Annotated in this window: 11 protein-coding genes and 1 tRNA gene; 1 reads left to right on the forward strand and 11 read right to left on the reverse strand. The window is 69.6% G+C overall.

The features are described 5' to 3' along the window. Positions 1-46: 46 nt before the first annotated feature. Entirely contained in the window at positions 47-310 is a 264-nt protein-coding gene (locus QM633_RS15255) for a ribbon-helix-helix protein, CopG family (protein WP_415154620.1), read from the reverse strand. A gap of 471 nt (positions 311-781) precedes the next feature. Between QM633_RS15255 and QM633_RS15260 the strand changes: the two genes are divergently transcribed. After that, a complete protein-coding gene (locus QM633_RS15260; protein WP_415154621.1) occupies positions 782-1,021 on the forward strand; it encodes a helix-turn-helix domain-containing protein in 240 nt (79 codons plus the stop codon). A 113-nt stretch (positions 1,022-1,134) separates the two neighbouring features. Here the strand turns inward: QM633_RS15260 and QM633_RS15265 are convergent. From QM633_RS15265 to QM633_RS15310, 10 genes are all read right to left on the reverse strand, one after another. Further along, positions 1,135-1,208: transfer RNA gene (locus QM633_RS15265), tRNA-Leu, on the reverse strand. Between the two features lie 136 nt (positions 1,209-1,344). Continuing rightward, positions 1,345-2,364: an ABC transporter permease subunit gene (locus QM633_RS15270; protein WP_415154622.1), complete on the reverse strand. Its 1,020-nt coding sequence runs from the start codon at positions 2,362-2,364 to the stop codon at positions 1,345-1,347. After that, a complete protein-coding gene (locus QM633_RS15275) occupies positions 2,361-3,452 on the reverse strand; it encodes an ABC transporter permease (RefSeq protein ID WP_415154623.1) in 1,092 nt (363 codons plus the stop codon). Before QM633_RS15275 ends, QM633_RS15270 begins: the two co-directional genes overlap by 4 nt. Then, positions 3,449-4,999, reverse strand: a complete 1,551-nt coding sequence (locus tag QM633_RS15280; RefSeq protein WP_415154624.1) for a sugar ABC transporter ATP-binding protein — start codon at positions 4,997-4,999, stop codon at positions 3,449-3,451. The genes QM633_RS15275 and QM633_RS15280 overlap by 4 nt, the downstream gene beginning before the upstream one ends. A gap of 115 nt (positions 5,000-5,114) precedes the next feature. Then, complete coding sequence (locus QM633_RS15285; RefSeq protein WP_415154625.1) at positions 5,115-6,134, reverse strand: ABC transporter substrate-binding protein; 1,020 nt, start codon at positions 6,132-6,134, stop codon at positions 5,115-5,117. A 163-nt stretch (positions 6,135-6,297) separates the two neighbouring features. Beyond that, positions 6,298-7,311: a LacI family DNA-binding transcriptional regulator gene (locus QM633_RS15290; RefSeq protein ID WP_415154626.1), complete on the reverse strand. Its 1,014-nt coding sequence runs from the start codon at positions 7,309-7,311 to the stop codon at positions 6,298-6,300. A 64-nt stretch (positions 7,312-7,375) separates the two neighbouring features. Further along, a complete protein-coding gene (locus QM633_RS15295; protein ID WP_415154627.1) occupies positions 7,376-8,977 on the reverse strand; it encodes a sugar ABC transporter ATP-binding protein in 1,602 nt (533 codons plus the stop codon). Between the two features lie 185 nt (positions 8,978-9,162). Next, positions 9,163-10,077, reverse strand: coding sequence for an exopolyphosphatase (locus tag QM633_RS15300; RefSeq protein WP_415154628.1), 915 nt, complete (start codon positions 10,075-10,077; stop codon positions 9,163-9,165). Further along, positions 10,070-10,570 (reverse strand): DUF501 domain-containing protein, encoded by a 501-nt coding sequence (locus tag QM633_RS15305; protein WP_415154629.1) that lies wholly within the window; start codon positions 10,568-10,570, stop codon positions 10,070-10,072. The genes QM633_RS15300 and QM633_RS15305 overlap by 8 nt, the downstream gene beginning before the upstream one ends. Before the next feature lie 118 nt (positions 10,571-10,688). Next, complete coding sequence (locus QM633_RS15310; RefSeq protein WP_415154630.1) at positions 10,689-11,252, reverse strand: FtsB family cell division protein; 564 nt, start codon at positions 11,250-11,252, stop codon at positions 10,689-10,691. Positions 11,253-11,404 lie beyond the last annotated feature (152 nt).

Raw genomic sequence — 11,404 nt, forward strand, 5'->3', positions numbered from 1 at the left:
AGGGTCGAGCCGCTGGAGGTGGCTGAATCGGCGGGGAGACGCGGGGTCAGTGGGCGAGCTGCTGGTCGAGGGCTTCGCGGATGATCTGGGAACGGGACTTGTGTTCCCGGGCGGCGTAGGCGTCCAGGCGGGCAGCACGTTCGGGGTCGAGCCGGAACTGGATCACCACCCCGGCCTCGTGGCCGAGTTCGCGTGGGCGTCCCAGCCGGGGACGCGAATGCAGGAACTCCGGGCTGTAGCCGGCCTCGGCCTCGGCGGCCGCCTGCTCGAACTGTGCCCGCTCTTCGGGGCTGAACTCGGTATCGGTCATGATCACATCTCCTCTCACAAGAACTCGTAGTAGCTGGGCGTCAGGGCGTCGGCATGAATCACCGCGACCCGTCCGGTGCTGGCCGAAGTGTCGGTGATCACCTCACAGGGCCGTCCGCTAGCGTCGAAGCCGATGTACAGCAGCTTCTGAGGCTCCTCCCGAGCTTCTGAGGCTCCTCCCGAGCTTCTGAGGCTCCTCCCGCAGCACGATCACCGTCCTGGCGTTCTCGATCACAGACAGCATGTCCTCCCGGCTCACCTGGTGACGGTCAGCCGACTCGAAGAACAACACCCGACAATCGTACTACGAAAGGCGGGAGACGCGACACCATGCCATGCCTGTCCACTGGGTCGCGAGCGTTCGCAAGACCCTTCGGGGGGAGGTTGGGGGAAGGTGGGGCCGACTACGGGTTACACCGTAGCGGCCGATCGGGACGCCGGTGCGACGGTTGTCGGGGGAGGCTGGGGGGAGGTGGCCCTGACTAGGACGTTCATTCCGCTGGTGACATTCGGCGCGGTGGTGCCGGTCTCAGGCTGGGAGGCGGCCCTCATGTACGGAGTCAGCGTCGACACGCTGAGGCGTCGAATCGCCCACGGTCACCTGCCGGCGTCCCGCTTCGGCGGCCGTCTCATCCGGGTACGCATCGAAGACCTCGAAGGGCTCTTCCTGCCGATTCCGACAGTGCGGCCGATCCATCGCCGACTCGGCTGAGGAGTCCCAGATGGCAGGAATCCTTCGGTCACCTAAGGGCCCGATAAGGGCCCGAGAAGTGGCCATCTGACTTACATCACTGTATTTATCCTAGTGAAATGGCACTTTTCGAGTGCCCCCAATGGGACTCGAACCCATACCTGGGCGGGTTTAAGCCGCCTGCCTCTGCCAGTTGGGCCATGGGGGCCCCGGCGCGATTCTAGGGGGGGACCGCGCCGCCGCCGAGACCGCAGACCGGTCGCCACCGGTCCCGTGCCGGCCGCGCCCGGCGAACGCGTCCCCGACCGCGGCTGGACCGGGTGGAACCGACCAGGGCCGGAGAGTCACTCCCTGCGACGCGCTGTCACCGCCCGCTGGAGGAGCACGAAAGCCAGCAGGATGCCGCCGGTGATGATCGCGGTCGCCGCCGGCGGAATGCCGCCGTCGCGCGTGATCAGCACGGTGATCATGCCCAGGACCAGCGCGCCCACCAGGGTGCCGAGGACCGAGCCGGCACCGCCGGTGAGCAGCGTCCCGCCGATCACTGTCGCGGCGATGGCATCCAGTTCCCAGCCGGTCCCGGTGATGTTCTGCGCGCTGCCCAGCCGGGCCGTGTACACCAGCGAAGCGAGTCCGGCCAGGGTGCCACTGAGCGCGTAGACCAGGAGCTTCGTCCGGCGCACCGGCAGGCCCATCAGCAGGGCGGAGGACTCCGAGCCGCCGATCGCGTAGATCGTGCGGCCGGTGCGGGTCCTGGCCAGCACGAACGCGGCCACCGCCACCACCAGCAGGGCGATGATCACCCCCGGAGTGATCACCAGATCGTTGACCTTGGGTCCGTCGATGAGCTTGATCGAGGTGTTGATCAGCCGAAGCGGCGAGTCACCGGCCAGCGACTGGGGCTCGGTGCTCAGCATCGAGGCCAGCCCGCGGGTGAGGAACATCATCGACAGGGTCGCGATGAACGGCTGGACGCCGAAGAACTCGATCAACGCGCCGGACGCGAGGCCGCTCACCGTGCCGATGCCGATCATCACGACCACCACGACGAACGGGTTCCAGCCGGCATTGGCGAGCATCACGCCACTCACTCCGGACAGTGCGATCACCGCGCCCACCGACAGGTCGATGCCACCGGTGATGATCACGAAGGTGAGACCCACGGCGATCAGGATCAGTTGGGCGTTGTTGATGAACAGGCTCGAGATCGTCGAGTACTGCAGGATCCGCCCGTAGGCCACCTCGCCGTAGACGAGCATGCCGGCGAAGATCGCCACGGCCGCCACGGCCGGCAGGTTGACGCTGCTGAACCGGCGCGCCCTTCGGCTCCCGGACGCGGGCCTCGCTGTCGTCGTCGTGCTCATGCCGACACCGCCTCCTTCGCCTCGGCCCTGGCGGCCACCGTCACCGGGCTGGGTGGACGCCGCCGCTGGAACAGCGCCCGCACCCGGGCCGACTGCAGCAGGCAGATCACGATGATGATCGTCGCCTTGAACACCGGGGTGGCCTCGGACGGGATGCCGAGGAAGAGCACCGTCTTGTTCAGGGTGGCGATCAGCAGGCCACCGACCACCGTGCCCCCGATCGAGAATTTGCCGCCGGCCAGCGACGTCCCGCCCACCACGACGGCGAGGATGGCGTCCATCTCCATCGAGGAGCCCGTCTTCGACACGTCGATGGTGTTGACCGTCGAGGTCGCCATGATCCCCGCGACCGCCGCGAGCAGCCCGGAGAGTGCGTAGACCGTGATCAACAGGCCGCGTGGCTGGATGCCGGCCATCCGGCTGGCATTCGGGTTGATGCCGATCGCCTCGATCATCATGCCCAGCGCGGTGCGCCGGACGACCACGGCGACGACCGCGACGATGGCGAGGGCGAGGGCGAACACGACGGGAAAGCCGAGCACGTAGCCGTTGGCGACCCAGTGGTACAGGTCGCTGGCCTGCACGGAGGTGTTCTGTCCGCCCGTGATGACCTTGGCGAGGCCGCGCCCGGCCATCATCATCACCAGGGTGCTGATGAACGGTTGCAGCCCGACCACGGAGACCAGGACCGCGTTCACCAGGCCGATCGCCACACCGGCGGCCAGTCCCAGCCCAACGGCGGTCGACACCGATCCGGGCGAGTTCGGGTCGGGGACGGAGGCGAGGTACTGCAGGGCGATCGCACCGGCCACCGCCATCACCGATCCGACCGACAGGTCGATGCCCGCGGTCGCGATCACGAACACCATGCCGAGCGAGATCATCAGGATCGGGGCGGACAGCTTGATGATGTCGATGACGTTGCCGACCAGGCCGCCGGCCTCCGGGCTGAACGAGAGCGTCAGGTAGCCGGGGTCGCGGATCAGGTCGAGCGCCAGCAGCAGCACGATCACAAGGACGCCCCAGAAGAACTGGGTGTGGACGAGACGGGACGCCAGCCCCTTCGCCGTGGTCTGCGGAGCGCTCACGCTGCGCTCTCCTTCCCGTCGGGCTCGGCCTGCGAGGTGTGGTTGGCGATGATCTCCACGATCGTCTGGGCGCTCACCGTTGGGCCATTGGCGATCTCCGCGATCTTCTCATGGTCCTTCAGCACGATGATCCGGTCGCAGATCCGGACCACCTCGTCGAGTTCGGAGGAGATGAACACCACGGTCACGCCCTCCGAGGCGAGCGTGGAGACCGCCTCCTGGATCTCCGCCTTGGCACCGATGTCGATCCCTCGGGTCGGCTCGTCCAGGATCAGGATCTCCGGCTTCGTGGCGAGCCAGCGTCCCAGCAGCACCTTCTGCTGGTTGCCGCCGGACAGGTTGCGGATCAGCCGGTCGGGGTCAGGGGGACGGACGTTCAGCGCCTCGATGTAGGTGTCGACGATCTCGTCCGACTCGCGTCGGCTCAGCGGCCTCGCCCAGCCCCGGCGGGCCTGGACGGCGATGATCATGTTCTCCCGCACGGTGAGGTCGCCGATGATGCCCTCGTCCCTGCGGTTCTCCGTGGAGTAGGCGATCCGGTGCCGGATGCCGTCGGCCGGGTTGTGCAGGTTCACCTGCGTCCCGTCCACCTCCAGCGTCCCCGCCTCACGCCGGTCGGCGCCGTAGAGCAGCCGGGCCAGCTCGGTGCGTCCCGATCCCAGCAGGCCGGCGAAGCCGATCACCTCGCCCCGGCGCAGTTCCACGTCGATGGGCTTGATCGAACCCGCCTTGGCCAGGCCACGCGCCGCCAGCACCGGTGCTGCGCTGGTCTGGACGGCCTCACGCTGGGAGGCGAGCGACTCCAGCGTCCCGAGGTCCTTGCCGATCATCTTCGAGATCAGAGCGGCCCGGTCGAGCTCCCTGGTCAGGTACTCCCCGACGTACTGCCCGTTGCGCAGCACCGTGAGGCGGTCGCTGATCTCATAGATCTGGTCGAGGAAGTGCGAGACGAACAGGATGGCCACCCCCTCGTCCCGGAGCTGCCGGATCACGGCGAACAGGCCCTCGACCTCGTGGGCGTCCAGACTGGAGGTCGGCTCGTCGAGGATCAGCACCCTGGTCTGGGTCACCATGGAGCGCCCGATGGCGACCAGCTGCTGCAGCGCCAGCGAGATGCTGGACAGCCGGCGCCTCGGGTCGAGGTGGTCGAGGCCGAACCTGGCCAGGATCTTCACCGCGGCGTCGTTGGTCGCCTTCCAGTTGATCCCGATCGGGGAACGGATCTCGTGACCCAGCATGGTGTTCTCACCGATGGTGAGGTTGGTGCACAGGTTGACCTCCTGGTACACCGTCGAGATCCCGGCCGCCTCGGCGTCGGCGGTTCCGGAGAAGCGGGTCGGCCTTCCGTCGATGAGAATCCGGCCCCCGTCGATCCCGTAGACGCCGGTGAGCGCCTTGATCAGGGTGGACTTGCCGGCACCGTTCTCCCCCATCAGCGAGTGCACCTCGCCGGGGAAGAGCCGGAAGTCGACATTGTCCAGGGCCTTGACACCGGGAAACTCGACGGAGATGCCCTCCATCTCCACGATCGGCGTCGGTTGCTCCACGATGGGTCCTTCCTGCCTCGTCGCAGGTCACCCGGGTGCGCAGCACGCATCCGGCGGTTGGCGCGGGATCCGGACAGACCCCGCGCCAACCTCGGCCGGCGAGGTGTCTACTCGGTCAGTACTTGCGGTTGGGGAGCGCGGCCTTGGCCGCCTCGGGCGAGTCGAAGGTCGTGCTCGGAACCTCGATGTAGGAGTCGAGCTTCTCGCCGGCAAGGGTCTTCTTGACCGCATCGAGCGCGGTCTCCCCGAACAGCGGGTTGTACTCGGCGACGAAGCTGAGCTTGCCGTCGGCCAGCGCCTGGACGGCGTTCTTGGTGCCGTCGATGGTCGCGATCTTGACGTCCTTGCCCGGGGTCAGCCCGGCTTCCTGGACCGCCTGGATCGCACCGAGGCCCATCTCGTCGTTCTGGGCGAAGATGAACTGGATGTCATTCTTGTTGGCCTTGAGCAGCGTCTCGGTGACGCTCTTGCCCTCGTCGGTCTTCCAGTTGGCGGTCTGGGCGCCAACCTTCTTCCACTGGGACTGCGAGCTGAACACCGAGTCGAAGCCCTGGTTGCGCTCGTTGACGACGCCGACGCCGGCGGGGCCCTCGAGGACGATGTAGTTGCCGCCCTTCGGCATGTCCTTGACCGCCCACTCCGCCACGCTCTTGGCGACGTTGACATTGTTCGGCGCGATCCGGGTGACGTAGAGGCTGGTGTCGTCGGGCTCGATGCCGCGGTCGATCAGGATGACCGGGATCTCGGCCTCCTGCGCCTTCTTCAGCGAGTCCTCCCATCCCGAGCCCTCGGTGGCCGAGAGCAGGATGATGTCGACGCCGGAGTCGACGAACGACGTGAAGGCGTCGATCTGGGACTTCTGGTCCAGGTTGGTGGCCGGGGCGTACTTCAGGTCGAACCCGGCGTCCTTGCTGAACGTGTCCTGCATGTTCTGCTCGTTGGCCTTGCGCCAGTCGCCCTCGGGGCCGACAGCCACGAAGCCGACAGTGGTGAGCGTGGCAGCGGCGCTGCCCTCGGTCGTGCCAGCGCTGGTGCCACCGGTGGTCGAACCACCGCCGCACGCGGTCAGCGAAAGCGCGAGGAGTCCGGCGCTGGCCAATGCCAACAGCCCCCGGACCGTCGTGGTAACCCTCATAGAAATGGCCTCCTCCTTGAGACTTCTGCCGACCCCGAGGAACCCCTGCTCCCTGGTGCGCCGGGCTGTGTTAGCGATCACAATGTTAGCGATCACATGACTTAGGGCACAAGCCGGCCCCGGCAGTCGTTATCAATCCGAGACCTTCCGGCCGGCCACCGGCTCAGCGGCGGGGCGCGGCGGTGCTGGCCCGCACCACCAGCTCCGGCACCCGCAGCAGCGGGTTCGGTGCGTCCTCGTCGGCAAGAACGCCGAGCATCAGGGTCAGGGCGTCCCGCCCGAGCTGTGCGAAGTCCTGGTGCATCGTGGTCAGCGGCGGCGAGAAGTGGGCGGCCTCGGGAATGTCGTCGAAACCGATCACGCTCACATCCGCAGGCACCGCGCGTCCCGACTCGGCCAGGGCATGCATCAGCCCGAGCGCCATCTGGTCGTTGCCGCAGAACACCGCCGTGAACTCCTCGGCCCCCAGCGTCCGGCCCGCCGCGTACCCGCTGGCCGCCGACCAGTCGCCCGGCACCGGCTCGTGGGCCACCAGCCCGCTCTCGCCCAGCGCGTCCCGCCAGCCCCGGATGCGCTCCAGCGCATCCATGGAGTCGGTCGGCCCGCAGACATGGCGAATCTGCGTGTGCCCCAGCTCGATCAGGTGACGGACGGCACGCCGCGCCCCGGCGTACTGGTCGAGCGAGACCCGGTGCAGCCCGCTGCCCTGCGACACGACGGCAAGGAACGGCACGCCCAGGTCCATCGCCTGCAGCAGGCCCAGCGTCGAGCGGTTCGAGGTGATCAGCACGATCGCCTCCACGTTCTGGCGCACCAGGGTCTCTGCGGCCTGCCTCAGCGTGGCGGCGTTGACCTGCATCAAGCTCGCCATGATCACGGCGTAGCGCTCGTCGCGCGCGGCCTCGTTGAAGTACACCGCGGTGGTCGAGGACCCGAACTCCGCGACCCCGGTCGTGATCAGGCCGATCGTCCGGGACCTCCGGGTGACCAGGGCGCGGGCTGCGGGAGAGGGGACGTAGTGCAGCTGCCGGATCGCTCGTTCGACCCGCTCCCTGGTGGCGGCGCGGACGTTGGGCAGGTCGTTCAGGACGCGGGAGACCGTCTGGTGGGACACCCCGGCAAGACGGGCGACGTCGAAGATCGTGGCCGTCTTGGCGCGCTCTTCCTCCGTGGTCACTGTGCCTGCCGTTCCGGACGATGCCCCCGCCGGGCAGCCGCCGAGCCTGATGGTATCCGCACGGCTAGGCGGGTCCCGCCTGGTCCCCGGTGCCCGACACGCCCGAGTCGCGCTCGGCGGATCCCTCGGCGATGAGGGCCAGCAGATGGTCCAGCGCGATGCCGTCGTTGGGGAGGTCCGCCACCTTCTTGCGGTCGCGCAGGACCACGATCCGATTGCTGACCCGCAACACCTCCTCGAGCTCCGCAGAGATGTACAGCACGCTCATCCCGTTCTCGGCGAGGCTGTAGACGAGCTTCTGGATCTCCGCCTTGGCTCCGATGTCGATGCCGCGGGTGGGTTCGTCCAGGATCAGCAACCGGGGCGCGACCGCGAGCCAGCGGGCCAGCAGCACCTTCTGCTGGTTGCCGCCGGAGAGATCGCGGACGCGGGCGCCGGGGCCGGGGGTCCTGATATTCAGGGCCTCGATGTAGCTCGCGGCGAGCTCGTCCAGCCGCCGGCGCGACAGCGGACGGAACCAGCCGCGGTCGGCCTGCAGCGCCAGGACGATGTTCTCCCGCACGGTGAACTCGTCGACGATGCCCTCGGCCCGGCGGTTCTCCGAGGAGTAGACGATCCGGTGCCGGATCGCCTGCTTCGGGGTGCGCAGGCGCAGGACGTCCCCGTCCATGCTCAGCCGGCCGGTGTCGGAGCGGTCCACGCCGCCGATCAGGCGGGCGATCTCGGTCCGCCCCGATCCCAACAGGCCGGCCAGCCCGACCACCTCACCGGCCCGGATCTCGAGGTCCATCGGCTCGAGCGCGCCCCGCCGGGCGAGGGCCTCGGCAGAGAGCAGGACGGCCGAGGCGGGCTCGACCGCGCCCTGCGTGCCCTCGGAGTGGACCCGGCTCTCCAGGTCGTCGAGGGCGGTGAGCTCCTTGCCGATCATCGCCTGGACCAGGTCGATCCGGAGCAGTTCGTCGGTGAGGTACTCGCCCACCAGCGACCCGTTGCGGAGCACGGTGATCCGATCGCTGATCTCGTAGACCTGGTCGAGGAAGTGGCTGACGAACAGGATCGCCACCCCGCGCTCCTTCAGCGAGCGGATCACGCGGAACAGTTCCGCGACCTCCTCGGCGTCCAGGCTCGAGGTCGGCTCGTCAAGGATCAGCACCTTGGCCTGGACGTCGGTGGCGCGGGCGATGGCCACCAACTGCTGAACGGCCAGCGAGTGGGAGTCCAGCGGCGAGCCGGTGTCGATGTCGAGGCTCAGGCCGGCCAGCACCTCCGCAGCCCTGCGCTCCATCGCCCGCCGATCGATGAAGCCGAGCCGGCGCGGCTCCCGCCCGAGCAGGACATTCTCCGCGACCGTCAGGTTCCCCAGCAGGTTCACCTCCTGGTACACCGTGCTGATGCCGGCGGCCTGCGCCTGGGCCGTGTTGGTGAAGGAGACCTGCCGCCCGTCCAGACGGATCACCCCGGCGTCCACGCCGTACACCCCGGTGAGCGCCTTGATCAGGGTGGACTTGCCCGCCCCGTTCTCCCCCATCAGCGAGTGCACCTCGCCGGGCAACAGCCGGAAGTCGACGGCGTCGAGCGCCTTCACGCCGGGGAAACTGACCGAGATGCCGGTCATCTCCACCACCGGCGCCGGCGACGGCGGTCCGGCGTCGGCCGTCCCCACCACGCAAGACCTCCTCGTTCGCACGTCGTGCCCTTCCTGTCGGCTCGCGCCACGGGCGCGGGACGGGTTCGGGCGTCTGCAGCATAGTGTCCACCACGTTCGCCGCCGAAGACCAGATGTGATCGATCACAGGGGGTCGCGGGCGAAACGCTCACAACTCCGTGGCCCGGCGCCGCCCTCGGCCCGGCTCAGGTGAGCTGGAGGATGATCCCGTCCAGGATGTCAGCCTCGCTGACCACCAGGTCGCAACCGGTGCGGTCGGCAACGGCTGCGCAGACCAGGGCCCCCGCGCAGATCACGTCCGCCCTGCCGGGCACCATGGTCGGGAGGGCCGCGACGGCTGCCACCGGCATCGCGAGCAGGCCGGCGGTGAGCCCCGCCAGGTCGCCGCGGGCGAGCACGGAGCCGTGCACGCGGGCCCGGTCGTAGGTCGGCAGGTGCTGGGCGAGCGCGGACAGGCTGGTCGCCGTGCCGCCGACGCCGACCCACGTCGCGACCAGGTCGAAGTCGATGCCACTGCCGTCCAGCAGCGCGTCCACCTGTGCGCGGGCGGCCGCGATCTCCGCCGGCCCAGGCGGATCGGAGTGGAGAAACCGCTCCCGCAGGCGGACGGCTCCGACGTCGAGGGAGACCGCGCGGGAACAGACGCCGTCGCTGCCCAGGACGAGTTCGGTGGAGCCGCCGCCGATGTCCATCACCAGAACCGGCTGGGCGGTGCCCGGTAGACCGGAGGTCGCCCCGGCGAAGGAGAGCCGCGCCTCCTCCTCGCCGGGGATGACGTCGGCGTCCACGCCGAGCCGGGCGCGGGCCCCGGCGAAGAACTCTGCGGAGTTGGCCGCGTCCCTCGCCGCCGAGGTGGCCACGACCCTGCGGTGGGAGGTCGGGACGCCGAGCCGGTCCAGCTCCGCCCCGAAGTCGGCCATGGCGTCGAGGGTGCGAGCCAGGGCATCGGGGCGGAAGCGTCCTGTGGCGTCCACACCCTGGCCGAGACGGGTCAGCTGGAGGCGCCGGTCGACCTCGACGGTGCGCCCGCCGTCGCGGCGGCAGACCAGCACACGCACGGAGTTCGTGCCGCAGTCGACGGCCGCGAAGAGCTCAGCCACGGCGGGCCAGACAGGGCTGGTCGGCCTGCAGCAGCGCGACGACCTCGTCGCCCAGCGGGTTCACCCCCGGCCCGGCGGCCAGGGCATGGGCGAGCAGGACGTGCAGGCACTTCACCCGCGTCGGCATGCCGCCGGCGCTGACCCCCTCGATCTCCGGCACCGTGCCGAGCTGCGCGCGGTCGGCGAGGTATGCCTCGTGCGCGCGGCGGTACGCCGCGGCCAGGCCCGCGTCCGCGGCCAGCCGGCTGGTCATCTCCGCCATCAGGCCGGACGCCTCCAGCGTCGACGTCGCCGAAGTGAGCGCGGGGCAGGTGAGGTAGTAGGTGGTGGGGAACGGGGAGCCGTCCGGCAGCCGGGGCTCGGTCACGACCACACCGGGGTGCCCGTCCGCGCACCGCCACGCCACGGCCGCCACCCCGCGCGGCGTCCGTCCGAGCTGGGTGGCGATCGTCGCCTCGTCGGTAGGGGTCATCGGCTCACGCACGGCCGCCATTCTGGCACGGACCGCCGCGGCGGCCCGTCCGCGCCTGGGTCGAGAGGCCCGCCCCGCCGGAGTCCAGCTACGCCCGCCGAGGCCACCTCGCCTCACCCTCGAGCGGCCGGCGAGTGCGTCAGGGGGTGGTCACCTTGCGGGTCGGCGCGTCGGCGGTCTGCACCGAGCCCCACAACCGGTCCCACCAGACCGGGTCGTGCTCTCCGGAGGGGAGGGTCTGCTCGGAGGTGATCACGGCCCCGCCGCCGAGCGGATTGCCGTCCTCGTCGACCACCCGGTAGCCGGTCTCGCCGGGCATCACCCAGCCGAGGCGTTCGCGCGCCTGCGCCTTCACGTAGTCGGGGTCGTCCCAGCGAGCCAGTTCGGACTGCAGGTCCGCGATCTGCGCGGAGCGGTCGCGGATGTCCTGTTCGGCGACCGCGAGGTCGTGCTGCTGGGTGAGGTAGATCCGCAGCGAGCTGCCGAACGAGATGGCCAGCACGACGACGACGATCACCATCACCAGGGCGCGCCGGGTCAGGTGCAGCCCACGGCGCCACACCGGAACCGCGGCGGGCGTGGGGTCGGTGACCGGCTCGGCGGGGGTGGACGAGCTGGACGCGCGCGTCCCCGTCCGGGATCGCCTCGGGGTTCGTCCCGGACCGGTGCTGTTGCTGCGTGGACTACGCGTGGCGCGTGCCATGATTCCCGGTCCTCATCGCGTCAAGGATAGGCGGAGGCCTCCGGCGACCCGCGGCGGACGCGCCCGCGACTGCCGAGGCCTGGACCGTGTTGGGGACGGTTCTCTACACGGTCCACCTTCTGCCGTGGACCGAATTGAGAACCGTCCCCAAC

Origin of the sequence: Propionicimonas sp. (assembly GCF_047606205.1) — a bacterium.
Lineage (GTDB): Bacteria > Actinomycetota > Actinomycetes > Propionibacteriales > Propionibacteriaceae > Propionicimonas.